This window comes from Oceanicola granulosus HTCC2516 (genome assembly GCF_000153305.1).
In the GTDB taxonomy this organism is placed as follows: Bacteria; Pseudomonadota; Alphaproteobacteria; order Rhodobacterales; family Rhodobacteraceae; genus Oceanicola; species Oceanicola granulosus.
Genome location: NZ_CH724107.1, coordinates 504,419 through 519,052 on the forward strand (window position 1 = coordinate 504,419; position 14,634 = coordinate 519,052).

Sequence of the window (14,634 nt, forward strand, 5' to 3'; positions counted from 1 at the left end):
GCCGGCTTGTCATCCAGTGTCGCGCCCGTGCCGCTACGTGGCGAGGAGGCGCGCGGCGGCGGGGGCGAAGTAGGTGAGGATCCCGTCGCAACCCGCTCTCTTGAAAGCGAGAAGGCTCTCCAGCATCGTCTTGTCGCCGTCCAGCCAGCCGTTCCCGGCGGCGGCGCGGAGCATCGCGTACTCGCCCGACACCTGGTAGGCGAAGGTCGGGACGCCGAAGCTGTCCTTCACCCGCCGGCAGATGTCGAGATAGGGCATCCCCGGCTTGACCATCACCATGTCGGCCCCTTCCGCGAGGTCGCGCGCGACGAGCCGCAGCGCCTCGTCGGCGTTGGCCGGGTCCATCTGGTAGGTCGACTTGTCGCCCTTGAGCGCCGCCGAGGCGCCGACGGCGTCGCGGAACGGGCCGTAGAAGGCGGAGGCGTACTTGGCGCTGTAGGAGAGGATCGTAACCCACTGGTGCCCCTCGCTTTCCAGCGCCTGCCGGATCGCGCCGATCCGGCCGTCCATCATGTCGCTGGGGCCGAGAATGTCGGCGCCCGACGTGGCCTGCGCCAGCGCCATCTTCACCAGCGCGTCGACGGTGCGGTCGTTGACGATCTCGCCGTCGGCGACGAAACCGTCCTGGCCGCTGGCATTGTAGGGATCGAGCGCGATGTCGGTCATCACCGCCATCCCGGGCACCGCGTCCTTGACCGCGCGGATCGCCTGGTTGGCGATGTTGTCCATCGACCAGGCCATCGCGCAATCCTCGGTGCGCTGCGCCAGCGGCGTGTAGGGGAAGATGCAGATCGCCGGGATGCCGAGCCCGTGCGCCTCGCGCGCGGCGGCGGCGATGCGGTCGACCGTGAGACGCGACACGCCGGGCATCGACGGGATCGGCTCCTCGGCGTCGCAACCCTCCATCACGAAGACCGGCCAGATGAAATCGGCCGGGGCGAGCGTGGTCTCGCGCACCATCGCGCGCAGGGCGGGGCTCTTGCGCAGGCGGCGCAGGCGGGCGGCGGGGAAGGGGGCGACGGGGGAGGTCATGGGTGCGGCGGGCCTTTCAAGTCACACCTCCCGGTGCCACTAAATCGGCGGGCTCACAAGTCTGGGCATCGCCGGGCGCCGCCGGTAGGGTCCGGCAAAAACCAAGGCGGGCCCGCGTGAGCTGGACACAGACGATCTTCGAAGTCATCGACATGCGCTCGTTCTCGAACCTCTGGTTCTGGATCGCGCTCGCCGTCGTCTGGTCCACCGCGAGCCACTGGATCCTCGGCGTCCCGTTCGACATGCTCACCCGCGCCAAGCGCCACGGCGGGCAGGCGCAGGCCGACCTCGAGAGCGTCGTCTACATCATGGCCAGCCGCATCCTCTACATCACCGAGGTCTCGGGGATGCTGCTGCTCGGCTTCCTCAGCTTCGCGCTGACGGCGCTGGCGGTGCTCGGCTTCGTCTACGACGTGGAGTTCGCGCAGGCGCTGTTCCTGATCGGGCTGCCGATGTCGGGGGTGGGCGCGCTGTCGATGCACACCGCGCGCGGGATCGTGACGGAGCAGCTTCGGGGCGAGGCGCTCCACCGCCGCCTGATCCGCCATCGCCAGATCGTGCAGGCGATCGGGGTGCTGGCGATCTTCGTCACGGCCATGTGGGGCATGTGGCAGAACCTGGACCGGAGCTACCTGTTCAACTCCTTCTAGTTGACACCGGGGCCGGGCGGGCTCACATGAGCCGCCCCCCGAAGCCGCAAGCAGACGAGGCCCCCGAGCCATGGCCGACACCACCCGCATCACCGTCGGAGGCGCGCCCGAAGGGTTCGACGCCCGCCTCGTGCTGTCCGAGCTGGAGAAGTCCGGCGGCCCGGTGATCCATGTCGCGCGCGACGACAAGCGGATGGCGGCGATGCAGGCGGCGCTGGCGTTCTTCGCGCCCGACATGCCCGTCGTCACCTTCCCCGGCTGGGACTGCCTGCCCTACGACCGGGTCTCGCCCAACGCCGACATCTCGGCCGCGCGCATGGCGACGCTGGCGGCGCTGGTGCACGGGATGCCCGAGCGTTTCGTGCTGCTGACGACGATCAATTCGGCGACCCAGCGCGTGCCGGCGCGCGAGGTGCTGAAGGACGCCGCCTTCCGCGCCCGCGTCGGCGACCGGATCGACGAGGCGGCGCTGCGCGACTTCCTCGTGCGGATGGGCTTCAGCCAGGCGCCGACGGTGACCGAGCCCGGCGACTACGCGATCCGCGGCGGCATCATCGACATCTACCCGCCCGGCGAGATCGGCCCGGTGCGGCTCGACCTGTTCGGCGACGTGCTCGACGGCGCCCGCCGCTTCGACGCCGCCACCCAGCGCACCACCGAGAAGCTCGAGGTGATCGAGCTCGCGCCGGTCTCCGAGGTGATCCTCGACGAGGCGGCGATCACCCGCTTCCGGCAGAATTACCGGCTCGAGTTCGGCGCCGCGGGCTCCGACGATCCGCTCTACGAGGCGGTCAGCGCCGGGCGCAAGCACCAGGGTGTCGAGCACTGGATCGGGCTGTTCCACGAGCGGCTGGAGACGCTCTTCGACTACCTCCCCGCCGCCTCGGTGACGCTCGACGACCAGTCCGCCGCGATCCGCGACAGCCGCTGGACGCTGGTGTGCGACGCCTACGAGACGCGCCGCCACGCGCTGAGCCAGAAGTCGCGCCACGACAGCGTCTACAAGCCCGCCGCGCCGCAGACGCTCTACCTCGACGACGACGCCTGGGAGGCGGCCGTCGCCGGGCGCCGCGTGCTGCAATTCTCGCCGCTGCCGCAGGCCACCGGCCCCGGCACCATCGACGCAGGCGGGCGCATCGGGCGCAACTTCTCGCCGGAGCGCCAGCAGGAAAACATAAGCCTCTTCAAGTCTCTGGCGGATCATGTTCGCGCAAGGCTCGAAGTCGGGCCGGTCGTTGTCGCCTCCTACTCGGAGGGCGCGCGCGAGCGGCTCTCGGGGCTGATCGAGGACGAGGGGCTGGTCGAGACGATCCATGTCACCGACTTCACGCGCATTGGCAAGAGCGGCCTGCATCTCGCTGTCTGGCCTCTGGAAAACGGCTTCGAGGGTCCGCTCCGCGACGGCCGGGTGACGGTCATCTCCGAGCAGGACGTGCTCGGCGACCGGCTGATCCGCGCCCCCAAGCGCAAGCGGCGGGCGGAAAACTTCCTCACCGAGACCCAGAGCCTCGGGCCGGGCGACCTGGTCGTCCACGTCGACCACGGCGTCGGCCGCTACCGCGGGCTCGAGGTCATCACCGCCGCGGGCGCGGCGCACGAGTGCCTGGTGCTGGAATATGCCGAGGGCGCGAAGCTCTACCTGCCGGTCGAGAACATCGAGCTGCTCTCGCGCTACGGCCACGAGGAGGGCCTGCTCGACCGTCTCGGCGGCGGGGCGTGGCAGGCCAAGAAGGCCCGCCTCAAGGAACGCATCCGCGAGATGGCGGAGCGGCTGATCCGCGTCGCCGCCGAGCGGGCGCTGCGCCACGCGCCGATCCTGACCCCGCCCGACGGCCTCTGGGAGCAGTTCCTCGCGCGCTTTCCCTACCAGGAGACCGACGACCAGCTCGCCGCCATCGAGCAGGTGCTCGAGGACATGGAGGCCGGCACGCCGATGGACCGGCTGGTCTGCGGCGACGTGGGCTTCGGCAAGACCGAGGTCGCCATGCGGGCCGCCTTCGTCGCGGCGATGTCGGGCAGCCAGGTCGCCGTCGTCGCGCCCACGACCCTGCTCGCGCGCCAGCACGCCCAGTCGTTCAAGGAGCGCTTCCGCGGCTTCCCGCTCAAGGTCCGCGCCCTGTCGCGGTTCGTGTCGCAGAAGGAGGCCGCCGAGACCCGCGCCGGGCTCGCGTCGGGTGACGTCGACATCGTCGTCGGCACCCACGCGCTGCTCTCCAAGCAGGTCAAGTTCCGCGATCTCGGCCTGCTGGTCATCGACGAGGAGCAGCGCTTCGGCGTGGGCCACAAGGAGCGGCTCAAGCGGATGCGCACCGACGTCCACGTGTTGACGCTGACCGCGACGCCGATCCCGCGCACGCTGCAGCTGTCGCTGTCAGGCGTGCGCGAGCTGTCGATCATCGGCACCCCGCCCGTGGACCGGCTGGCGATCCGCACGTACGTTTCCGAGTTCGACGCCGTCACCGTGCGCGAGGCGCTGCTGCGCGAGCGCTACCGGGGCGGGCAGTGCTTCTTCGTCGTGCCGCGCATCAGCGACATGGCCGAGGCCGAGGCGTTCCTGCGCGAGCAGGTGCCCGAGGTCAGCGTCGTCACCGCGCACGGGCAGATGGCGGCGGGCGAGCTCGACGACCGGATGAACGCCTTCTACGACGGCAAGTTCGACGTGCTGCTCGCCACCACCATCGTCGAGAGCGGCCTCGACATCCCCACCGCCAACACGATGATCGTCTGGCGCGCCGACATGTACGGGCTGTCGCAGCTCTACCAGATCCGCGGCCGGGTGGGCCGGTCCAAGACCCGCGCCTACGCCTACATGACCACCAAGCCGCGCGCCCGCCTCACCGACCAGGCCGAGAAGCGGCTGCGGGTGCTCGCCTCGCTCGACAGCCTCGGAGCGGGCTTCACGCTGGCCAGCCAGGATCTCGACATCCGCGGCGCCGGCAACCTGCTCGGCGAGGAGCAGTCGGGGCAGATGCGCGAGGTGGGCTACGAACTCTACCAGCAGATGCTGGAGGAGCAGATCGCCAAGATCCGTTCGGGCGAGGCCGAGGGCCTTCCCGACGAAGGGACCTGGGCGCCGCAAATCAACCTCGGCGTGCCGGTGCTGATCCCCGAGGAGTACGTGCCCGACCTCGACGTGCGGCTCGGTTTGTATCGTCGTCTCAGTGACTTGACGACCAAGGTTGAACTGGAGGGCTTCGCCGCCGAACTGATCGACCGGTTCGGCAAGCTGCCGCGCGAGGTCAACACGCTGATGCTGGTGGTGCGGATCAAGGCGATGTGCAAACGCGCCGGGATCGCCCAGCTCGACGGCGGCCCCAAGGGCGCGACGATCCGCTTCCACAACGACAAGTTCGCCTCGCCCGAGGGGCTGGTGGAGTTCATTCAGGGCCAGAACGGGCTGGCGAAGGTGAAGGACAACAAGATCGTCGTGCGGCGCGACTGGAAGAGCGAGGCCGACAAGATCAAGGGCGCGTTCGCCATCGCCCGGGACCTCGCCGAGAAGGTGAAGGCGAAGAAGGCCGCCTGAGCACCCTCCCGTCGAGCACCAGGAGGCCCAGCGTCAGCAGCGCGAAGCCGCCGTAGGCGCGCGGCGCGAGGCTCTCGCCCAGCACCACCGCCCCTGCGACGATGGCCACCGGCGCGATCAGCAGGGTGACGAGCGTCAGGTTGCCGCTCCCGGCCATGGCGAGCACGCGGTAGTAGAGCAGGTAGGCGAGGGCCGTCGCGGCGATGGCGTAGTAGCCGATGGCCCCCCAGGTGCGCGCCGCGAGGCCGAGGTCGGGCGGGCCTTCCAGCCACAGGGCCAGCGGCACCGACACCAGCGTCGCCCCGGTCAGCATCCCCGCCGCCGCCGCCTCGGGAGCGAGGCCGCGCAAGGTCTTGCGCGCCCAGATCGAGGCGACGGCGTAGGAGATCGTCCCGGCGATGACCGCGAGCTGCGCCAGCGCGGTGATGTCGAGCGCGGCGAGGCTGGAGAGGCCGATCGCCGTCGCCACGCCGAGGAAGCCGAGCAGCACGCCCACGGCCCGGCGCAGCGACAGCCGCTCATCGGCGAAGACGAGCGCCGCGAGCAGCACGCCCCAGATCGCCGTCGAGGCGTTGAGGATCGAGGTCAGCCCGCTCGGGATCGTCAGCTGCCCCCATGCCATCAGCGTGAACGGCACCACGTTGTTGAGCAGCCCCATCATCAGCAGCGCGCCCCAGGCCGCCGCGCCGCGCGGCACCGCCAGCCCCCGCGCCAGCACCACGATCCAGAGCGCCAGCGCCGCCCAGCCGACGCGGTGCGCGACGACCCAGAACGGGCCGATCTCGTCGAGCGCGATACGCACCGTGAGGAAGGAGCCGCCCCAGAGGAGCGCGAGGAGGCCCATTTCGGCCCAGGCGCGGGGAGCCATGGTCTGCTGTCTCATGGCCCCCTCGTCGCCCGTCGACCCTCCCGCGACAACCCGGAACCTGCGCCTTCAGCGCCGCACGAGGTTGGCGTAGTTGGCCGCGAAGATCATCGCGCCGCCGAGGAAGACGAAGATGTCGAGCGGCTCGGAGTAGAGCAGCATCCCCGTCACCGCGATCAGCGGCAGGCGCAGGAAGTCGATCGGCATCACCACCGCCGCCGGCGCGCGGGCGAGCGCGTTGGTCAGGCAGAAATGCGCCATCAGCCCGGCGCAGCCGATGAGCACGAGGAAAGGCAGGGTGGCCGCCGAGGGCAGCGCCATGTCGCCGTCGATCAGCGCGCAGACGAGGCCGAACACGGCCTGCATCGCGGTCAGGTAGAACAGGATCGTCAGGATCGACTCGGTGCGCGTCAGCCGGCGCGTCAGCACGGCCGTGACGCCGAATCCCACCGCCGCGCCCGCCGCGGCGAGCAGGCCGGGGCTGAGGCTGTCGGGCGAGGGGCGGGCGACGACGAGGATGCCGACGAAGCCCACCAGCGCGGCGAGCAGCCCGGTGCGGGTGATGCGCTCGCCCAGGATCAGCGGCGCGAGCAGCAGCGCCCAGATCGGCGAGGTGAACTCGACCGCGAAGACCTGCGCCAGCGGGATCGCGGAGACGGCGAAGAACCACAGGTTCTGCCCGACGAAATGCGCTGCGTTGCGCACCGCGTGGAGGCGCAGCCGGTCGGTGCGCACGCGGGCGAGACCGCCGCGCACCGACAGGATCGCCAGCACGATCGCGAGGCCGACGAAGGAGCGGTAGGTCATGATCTCGAAGGTGTCGAGCGCGAGGCTGACCTCCCGGCCCGCGACGGCCATCGTCGAGAAGGACAGCACTGCGCCGAGCATCCAGAGCGCCGCCTTCGCCGTCTCGGTCGGCGGCGGGCGGGTCGTGGCGGGGGCGGGGCTGTTGGACATGTCACCTGATGCCGCGCCGCGAGGGCGGCGGCAAGCAGGCGGCGTCATTTCAGCAGGTCGAGCGACAGGCTCTCGCCGAAGCCGAGCCAATGGCCCACGCTCCAGGCCGATCCGCGCGCGATGTTGAGCCACCAGGCCAGCGCCTCGCGCAGGGTGATACGCGCGACCTCGAGCGGGTCGTCGTCGCCGAAGGCGGACGACTTGCACATCCCGTCGACCGGCGTGCCCGCCCACGCCATGCTCGCCGCGCCGCGCCAGAGGTGGAAGCCCTCGGTGACGAGCAGCAGGTGGTCATGGCGTGCCACCGCGGGGCGCGAGAACAGGGCGTTCTGCAGCGTCGAGCGCGACTCGCCCTCCACGCTCAGCGCGCCGTCGGGAACGCCGCGCGCCCGCGCGAGGTCGGCCATCAGCCCGGCCGTCGAGACGCCGCGCCGCGCGGCGCTGCCGGTGAAGTGCAGGTGGCCGACGGCGCCGCGTGTGTAGAGCTCCGCTGCCGCCTCGGCGCGGTCACGGCTGCCGTCGCCGAGCTGGTTGCCGTTCATCCCGCCCGCGAGCACCACCGCGACGCCGAACCGGCCGTCGAGCCCGTCGCAGGGCCGGCTGAGGAGGGCCGAGCCGAGTGCGGCGAGCACGCCCAGCGCGACCATCGCCGCGAGCAGGCCGAGGAGACGCCGCAGCGTCACTCCCACTCGATGGTCCCGGGCGGCTTCGAGGTGATGTCGTAGGTGACCCGGTTGATGCCGCGCACCTCGTTGATGATCCGCGTCGCGGTTTCGCCGAGGAAGTCGTGGCTGAACGGGTAGTAGTCCGCCGTCATCCCGTCGACCGAGGTCACCGCGCGCAGGGCGCAGGCGTAGTCGTAGGTGCGCCCGTCACCCATCACCCCGACGGTGCGCACGGGCAGCAGGGCGACGAAGGCCTGCCAGATCTCGTCGTAGAGCCCGTGCTTGCGGATCTGGTCGATGTAGACGGCGTCGGCCTTGCGCAGGATCTCGAGCTTGTCGCGGGTGATCTCGCCGGGGCAGCGAATCGCGAGGCCTGGGCCGGGGAAGGGGTGGCGGCCGATGAACGAGGCGGGCAGGCCGAGCTCGTGGCCCAGCGCGCGGACCTCGTCCTTGAACAGCTCGCGCAGCGGCTCGACCAGCTTCAGCCCCATCTTCTCGGGCAGGCCGCCGACATTGTGGTGGCTCTTGATCGTCACCGAGGGGCCGCCGGAGAAGGAGACGCTCTCGATCACGTCCGGGTAGAGCGTGCCCTGGGCGAGGAAGGAGGCGCCCTCGATCTTGTTGGCCTCGCGCTGGAAGACGTCGATGAACAGCCGCCCGATGGTCTTGCGCTTGACCTCCGGATCACTGACGCCCTCGAGCTCGCCGAGGAACAGGTCGGCCTCGTCGGCGTGGATCAGGGGGATGTTGTAGGCGTCGCGGAACATGCCCACGACTTCCTCGGCCTCGTTCTGGCGCAGCAGCCCGTGGTCGACGAAGACGCAGGTGAGCTGGTCGCCGATGGCCTCGTGGATCAGCACGGCGGCGACGGAGCTGTCGACCCCGCCCGAGAGGCCGCAGATCACCCTGGCATCGCCGACCTGCTCGCGGATCAGGCGGATCGCCTCGTCCTTGTAGGCGGCCATCGTCCAGTCGCCGGTGAAGCCGGCGATCTTGACGAAGTTCTCGAGGAAGGTGCGGCCGTTGGGGGTGTGATGCACCTCGGGGTGGAACTGCACGGCGTAGAAGTGGCGCGCGCGGTCGCCGGTGATGGCGAAGGGCGCGCCCGGCGAGGTGCCGAGCACCTCGAAGCCCGGCGCGAGCTTGGCGACGTGGTCGCCGTGGCTCATCCAGACCTGCTCGCGGGCCTCGAGGAACCAGCCGGTCAGCAGGTCGGGGTGCTTGTCGCCCTTGCGCTCGACCCAGGCGCGGCCGAACTCCGACGTGCCGTCGCCGCGCTCGACGCGCCCGCCGAGCATCTCCATCATCACCTGCTGCCCGTAGCAGATGCCGAGCACCGGCACGCCGAGCTCGAACACCTCCGCCGGCGGGCGCGGGCTGCCGGCGTCGATCACCGAGGCCGGGCCGCCCGACAGGATCACCGCCTTGGGCGCCGTCTCGGCCAGCAGCGCGGGCGTGACGTTCTGGAACGGGTGGATCTCGCAGTAGACGTTCAGCTCGCGCAGGCGGCGCGCGATCAGCTGGGTCACCTGGCTGCCGAAATCGATGATGAGGAGCGTGTCGTGCTGGTCCATATCCATGCGCCGAGGCTCTAAGACCAACCCGGAGCGGAGGCAAGCGGGGGCGCAAAGGGGCGCGCATGTCGTTTTCCCCCCGCCGAAGCCGCAAATCCACCATTGCGGCCGCACCGGCGAGCGTATGACCGGGCCAATCCGGACGGAAAGGACAAGCGACATGACCGAGGCTCGAACGGCACGCAGGACCCGCGGCGGCGGCGGCGCGGCACGGCGCGCGGAGCGCACCGCGGTCCGCTTCGAGACGGCGAAGTTCATCGAGCGCAACATCCCGAACTTCGAGGTGCTCGACGAGGAGGCGCTGCAGGTCATCGAGCACAACGCCGAGACGGTGCTCGAGGAGATCGGCGTCAACTTCGTCGAGAACCCGGCCGCGCTCGATCTGTGGCGCGCCGCCGGCGCGGATGTCGACGGCGAGCGCGTCCGCCTCCCGCGCGGCCTCGCGCGCGAGCTGTGCAAGACCGCGCCCTCCCAGTTCGTCCAGCACGCCCGCGATCCGGCGAAGTCGGTCACCATCGGCGGCAACAGCCTCGTCCTTGCCCCGGTCTACGGCCCGCCCTTCGTGCGCGACATCAACGGCGGGCGGCGCTACGCGACGATGGCGGACTTCGAGAAGTTCGTGAAGCTCGCCTACATGAGCAAGTGGCTGCACCATTCCGGCGGCACCATCTGCGAGCCCACCGACATCCCCGTCAACAAGCGCCACCTCGACATGCTGATGGCGCACATGACGCTGTCGGACAAACCCTTCATGGGCTCCGTCACCGAGCCGAGCCGGGCGCAGGACAGCGTCGACATGGCCGGGATCCTGTTCGGCAAGGAGTTCGTCGCCGACAACACCGTGATGACCTCGCTCATCAACATCAACTCGCCGCTGACCTTCGATGCGACGATGATGGGCGCGCTCGAGGTCTATGCCAGGAACATGCAGGCGGCGATCATCTCGCCCTTCATCGTCGGCGGCGCGATGGCGCCGGTCTCGGTGGCGGGGACGCTGACGCAGGTGCTCGCCGAGGTGCTGGCGGGCGTCGCCTACAGCCAGCTGGTGCGCCCCGGCGCGCCGGTGATCTTCGGCGCCTTCGTCACCTCGATCGACATGAACTCCGGCGCCCCCACCTTCGGCACCCCCGAGGCGAGCCACATCACCTACGGCGCGGGCCAGCTCGCGCGCCGGCTCGGGCTGCCCTACCGCTCGGCGGGCTCGTTCTGCGGCTCCAAGCTGCCCGACGCGCAGGCCGCCTACGAGACCTCGAACTCGCTCAACATGGGGCTTCTGTCCGGCGTCAACTTCATGCTCCACGCCTGCGGCTGGCTCGAGGGCGGGCTGGTGGCGAGCTTCGAGAAGTTCGTGCTCGACGCCGACCAGCTCGGCGTGCTGCACCGCCTCGCGGCGGGCGTCGACATGAGCGAGAACGGCCAGGCGATGGACGCGATCCGCGAGGTGGGGCCGGGCGGGCACTACCTGGGCTGCGCGCATACGCAGGCGAACTTCAAGACGGCCTTCTGGCGCTCCGACGTGCTCGACTACAAGCCGTTCGAGACCTGGGACGAGGAGGGCGCGCGCGACAGCCAGAGCCTCGCCGCCGTGCGCGTCGACAAGCTGCTCGCCGACTACCAGGCCCCCGCGCTCGACCCGGAGATCGACGCGGCGCTGCGCGCCTTCGTCGCCGAGCGCAAGGCCTCGATGCCCGACGCCTTCTCCTGAGGATCAGGCGACGTCCGGGGCCGGCTGGCGGCGCGCAGCAGCCGCGCCTCGCCCATGATCGCGATCAGCACCTCGACGTGGCGGGCGATGGAATAGTCCGCCGCGCCGGTGTTGCGCCGCGCGTTCAGGCTCTCTTCCAGTTCCAGCAACCGCACCAGCGCCACCCCGGTGCGCGGCGCGCCCGCGCTGCGCAGGATGCGGGGCAGGTGGGTGTCGCGCCGGTAGTCTTCGAGGCCGAATCGGGCGGCGCTGACGAGCAGCTTCGGGCGCTTCAGCGCGGCGGCCTTGGTGAACAGGTCCTGCATCTTTCCATCCCCTGACGGTTGTTTCCCTGAAGGAGACAATACACAACTTTATCGTGTGTTGCCTGGGGTTATATCGGGGAGAACCTGAGGATAACCTCCGCTTATTGTTTCCTAATCAGCGGTTAATCGGAGCGCTGCGTTAAGGTTTGAGTAACTGATGCAACCACAGGATGCGTCGGGTGACATGGCTCCGCCCGGCGTCGGCCGCGGCGGGGAGGTGAACAGCGAGAGGGACTGGGGATGTCGAGAGCGGACCTGCGGAAAACGAGCGTCGCGAGGGGTTTGCCGCCCTGGGTGCCGGCGGCGGCGGCGCATTATCTGGCTCACGTGGAGCGCGGGACGCCGATCCGCGCGCTGGCGCGGCGCGTCGACGTGCACGCCTCAACGGTGCTGCGCCAGGTCCGCCGCGTCGAGCGGCGGCGCGACGATCCGCTCGTCGACGCCGCGCTCAAGCGTCTGTCCGCGGCACTGCCCGATCCTGTGGACGGATCTGGGGGCGGATCGGGGACAAGTGCGCCGCTGCCCGCCGCCGAGACGGTCGAGGACGAGACGATCCGCGTCCTGCGACGGCTGGTGGAGCCGGGGGCGGTGCTGGCGGTGGCGCGCGACATGGAGATGGCGGTGGTGGTGCGCGAGAGCGCCGGCGGCGCGGCCGACCGCACCGCGCTGGTGGCGCGCGAGAGCGCGCAGGTGCTCGCGCTCAACGAGTGGATCGAGAGCGACGAGCCGGCGGCGCGGATCGCGCGCTACCGCATCACCGGCGCCGGGCGCACGGCGCTGCGCGAGCTGATCGCGGGGCGCGAGAACGCCCGCGCCACCGGCGAGCCGGCGCCCGCCGTCACCGGCCGCCGCACCGCGCGCCCCGCCCCCCGCGCCGCGCTCGCCGAGAGCCCGCTCGCCGGCCTCGCGCGGCGGCGCGACCGCGACGGCCGCCCGTTCCTGCCGCGCGAGCTCGTCGCGGCAGGCGAGCGGCTGCGCGAGGATTTCGAGCTGGGGCAGGTCGGCGAACGGCTCGGCCAGAGCTGGGACGGGCTGCTGACGGGACGCGTCGACGGCGGCGCGGCGGCGGGCGGGCAGGGCGCGAGCTCCGCCGCCGCGCGCGAGCGGGTCGAGGCGGCGCTCGCCGATCTCGGCCCCGGGCTCGGCGACGTCGCCCTGCGCTGCTGCTGCCTGCTCGAAGGCCTCGAGGAGACCGAGCGGCGCATGGGCTGGTCGGCGCGCTCGGGCAAGATCGTGCTGCGCATCGCCCTCCAGCGCCTGCGCCGCCACTACGACGAGCAGGGCTCCTGCGCGATGATCGGCTGACGCCGCCTTGTCATCCGCCCCCCTGCCGGTAGGCTCGCGCCGATGAGCCTGACCCTGAAGCAACTGCGCTACTTCGCGGCCCTCGCCGAGGCCGGCAGCTTCGGCACCGCCGCCGCGCGCGTCCACGTGACCCAGCCGGCGCTCTCGCTTCAGATCAAGGAGCTCGAGGAGCGGCTCGGGGTGAAGCTCGTCGAACGCCTGCCGCGCCAGCTGCGCCTGACCCGCGCGGGGCAGGAGGTGCTCGAGCGGACGCGCCGCATCCTCGCCGAGGTGGACGACCTCGAACAGGCGGTGCGCTGGCAGCAGGGGCTGAAGGGGCGCCTCAATCTCGGCGTCATTCCCACCGTCGCGCCCTATCTGCTGCCGCTGGCGCTGACCCGCATCCGCTCGCACGACCTGACGCTCGAGCTGCGGGTCCGCGAGGCGCAGACCGACACGTTGCTCGAGGAGCTGCGCCGCGGCCGGCTCGACGCCGCCGTCGTGGCGCTGCCGGTGCCGGGGCCGGGCCTCGTCGCGCGCCCGATCGCGACCGACCGCTTCCTGCTCGCCGGCTCGCGAGCCCGGCTGGCGAGCTGGGCCGAGCGGACCGAGGCGCTGCGCCCGCGCGCCCTCGCGCCCGACCAGCTGCTGCTGCTCGACGAGGGCCATTGCCTCGCCGAGCAGGCGCTCGAGGTCTGCGGCCTCTCCGGGCGCCGGCAGGTCGATCTCGGCGCCTCGTCGCTGTCGACGCTGGTGGGGCTGGTGGCGGAGGGGTTCGGGCTGACGCTGCTGCCCGAGATGTCCGTCGTCACGGAGAGCGCCGCGGCGCCCAACCTGTCGCTGCTGCGCTTCTCCGCCCCCGAGCCCGCCCGCGAACTGGCCCTGGTGCGCCGCGAGAGCAGTTCGGACAGCGGCTGGATGGACGACCTCGCCCGCCTCCTCACCGAGGCCGCCGACGCGCTGCTCGTCCAGGCGCGCCGGATCGTGCCGGAGGCGGCCGCGGCCTGACGCTTGCCGTGAGCGCATGGCTGCTAAGGCCCCGAGCTGTTGGACAGTGCGCGCGCGACGGCTTATGTCCGTTGGGCAAAGGCCGAGAGGAGAGCCGATGAGCCCGCGCGATCTCAAGATCCCCAGCCAGCGCCACCCCGAGAAGGCGCGCCGCCCGGACAACGCCCAGCCGAAGAAGCCCGACTGGATCCGGGTCAAGGCCCCGACCTCCGAAGGCTACAAGCAGACCCGCGACATCATGCGCGAGCACAAGCTCGTCACCGTCTGCGAGGAGGCCGGCTGCCCCAACGTGGGCGAGTGCTGGTCCCAGGGCCACGCCACGATGATGATCATGGGCGAGGTCTGCACCCGGGCCTGCACCTTCTGCAACATCGCCACCGGCAAGCCCCCCGAGGCGCTCGACGTGTTCGAGCCGGGGCGCGTGGCCGACGCGGTCAAGAAGCTCGGGCTCAATCACGTGGTCGTCACTTCCGTCGACCGCGACGATGTCGAGGACGGCGGCGCCGAACACTTCGCCCAGACCATCCGCGCCATCCGTCGCCAGTCGCCCGACACCACGATCGAGATCCTGACGCCCGACTTCATCCGCTGCGCCCCCGAGGCGCTCGAGGTGGTCGTCGCGGCCAAGCCCGACGTGTTCAACCACAACCTCGAGACGGTCCCCGGCCTCTACCCCGAGGTCCGTCCCGGCGCGCGCTACTTCCACTCCCTGCGGCTGCTGCAGCGGGTCAAGGAGCTCGACCCGACGCTGTTCACCAAGTCCGGCCTGATGGTCGGCCTCGGCGAGGACCGGCAGGCGGTGATCCAGGTGATGGAGGACATGCGCGCCGCCGACGTCGATTTTCTCACCATCGGCCAGTACCTGCAGCCGACGCCCAAGCACCACCGCGTCGACCGCTTCGTGACGCCCGAGGAATTCGCCTCGTACGAGAAGGCGGCCTGGGGCAAGGGCTTCCTGATGGTCTCGGCAACCCCGCTCACCCGCTCGAGCTACCACGCCGGCGACGATTTCGCGCGCCTGCGCGAGAACCGCATGAGGAAGCTCGGCCAGTTGGCGTGATGG

General features: G+C 71.0%; 12 protein-coding genes. 6 read left to right on the plus strand and 6 right to left on the minus strand.

Annotated elements, in window-relative coordinates; translation table 11 throughout:
- Nucleotides 1-33: 33 nt before the first annotated feature.
- Nucleotides 34-1,032 carry a porphobilinogen synthase gene (hemB, locus tag OG2516_RS02465; protein WP_007254025.1) on the minus strand — a complete coding sequence of 333 codons (999 nt, stop codon included), beginning with the start codon at nt 1,030-1,032 and terminating at the stop codon, nt 34-36.
- A gap of 116 nt (nt 1,033-1,148) precedes the next feature.
- Here hemB and OG2516_RS02470 point away from each other — a divergent pair, with 116 nt between their 5' ends.
- Nucleotides 1,149-1,682 (plus strand): hypothetical protein, encoded by a 534-nt coding sequence (locus OG2516_RS02470; protein ID WP_007254026.1) that lies wholly within the window; start codon nt 1,149-1,151, stop codon nt 1,680-1,682.
- A gap of 70 nt (nt 1,683-1,752) precedes the next feature.
- Nucleotides 1,753-5,208 (plus strand): transcription-repair coupling factor, encoded by a 3,456-nt coding sequence (gene mfd, locus OG2516_RS02475; RefSeq protein WP_007254027.1) that lies wholly within the window; start codon nt 1,753-1,755, stop codon nt 5,206-5,208.
- Here the strand turns inward: mfd and OG2516_RS02480 are convergent.
- From OG2516_RS02480 to guaA, 4 genes are read right to left on the minus strand one after another with little or no spacing between them, the layout of a single operon-like run.
- On the minus strand, nt 5,144-6,091 hold the full coding sequence (locus OG2516_RS02480; RefSeq protein WP_050769106.1) for a DMT family transporter: 948 nt from the start codon (nt 6,089-6,091) through the stop codon (nt 5,144-5,146). The two genes, mfd and OG2516_RS02480, sit on opposite strands and share 65 nt — an antisense overlap.
- A gap of 51 nt (nt 6,092-6,142) precedes the next feature.
- Entirely contained in the window at nt 6,143-7,030 is an 888-nt protein-coding gene (locus OG2516_RS02485; protein WP_007254029.1) for a DMT family transporter, read from the minus strand.
- A 44-nt stretch (nt 7,031-7,074) separates the two neighbouring features.
- A complete protein-coding gene (locus OG2516_RS18840; RefSeq protein ID WP_156799262.1) occupies nt 7,075-7,719 on the minus strand; it encodes a YdcF family protein in 645 nt (214 codons plus the stop codon).
- The gene (guaA, locus tag OG2516_RS02495; protein WP_007254031.1) at nt 7,710-9,269 is read right to left on the minus strand and encodes a glutamine-hydrolyzing GMP synthase; all 1,560 of its coding nucleotides are present in this window, start codon (nt 9,267-9,269) and stop codon (nt 7,710-7,712) included. Before guaA ends, OG2516_RS18840 begins: the two co-directional genes overlap by 10 nt.
- A 160-nt stretch (nt 9,270-9,429) precedes the next feature.
- On the opposite strand from guaA, the gene OG2516_RS02500 reads away from it, so the two are divergent.
- Nucleotides 9,430-10,974 (plus strand): trimethylamine methyltransferase family protein, encoded by a 1,545-nt coding sequence (locus tag OG2516_RS02500; RefSeq protein WP_007254032.1) that lies wholly within the window; start codon nt 9,430-9,432, stop codon nt 10,972-10,974.
- On the opposite strand, the gene OG2516_RS02505 is transcribed toward OG2516_RS02500, so the two are convergent.
- Nucleotides 10,881-11,279 (minus strand): DUF6477 family protein, encoded by a 399-nt coding sequence (locus OG2516_RS02505; RefSeq protein ID WP_007254033.1) that lies wholly within the window; start codon nt 11,277-11,279, stop codon nt 10,881-10,883. The genes OG2516_RS02500 and OG2516_RS02505 overlap by 94 nt on opposite strands.
- A 240-nt stretch (nt 11,280-11,519) precedes the next feature.
- On the opposite strand from OG2516_RS02505, the gene OG2516_RS02510 reads away from it, so the two are divergent.
- The 3 genes from OG2516_RS02510 to lipA all read left to right on the plus strand — a co-directional run bounded on the left by OG2516_RS02510 (nt 11,520) and on the right by lipA (nt 14,631).
- Nucleotides 11,520-12,584 carry a DUF6456 domain-containing protein gene (locus OG2516_RS02510; RefSeq protein ID WP_050769107.1) on the plus strand — a complete coding sequence of 355 codons (1,065 nt, stop codon included), beginning with the start codon at nt 11,520-11,522 and terminating at the stop codon, nt 12,582-12,584.
- Nucleotides 12,585-12,626: 42 nt separating this feature from the next.
- Nucleotides 12,627-13,571 (plus strand): hydrogen peroxide-inducible genes activator, encoded by a 945-nt coding sequence (locus tag OG2516_RS02515; RefSeq protein WP_007254035.1) that lies wholly within the window; start codon nt 12,627-12,629, stop codon nt 13,569-13,571.
- A gap of 97 nt (nt 13,572-13,668) precedes the next feature.
- Complete coding sequence (lipA, locus tag OG2516_RS02520; protein WP_007254036.1) at nt 13,669-14,631, plus strand: lipoyl synthase; 963 nt, start codon at nt 13,669-13,671, stop codon at nt 14,629-14,631.
- Nucleotides 14,632-14,634: the final 3 nt, after the last annotated feature.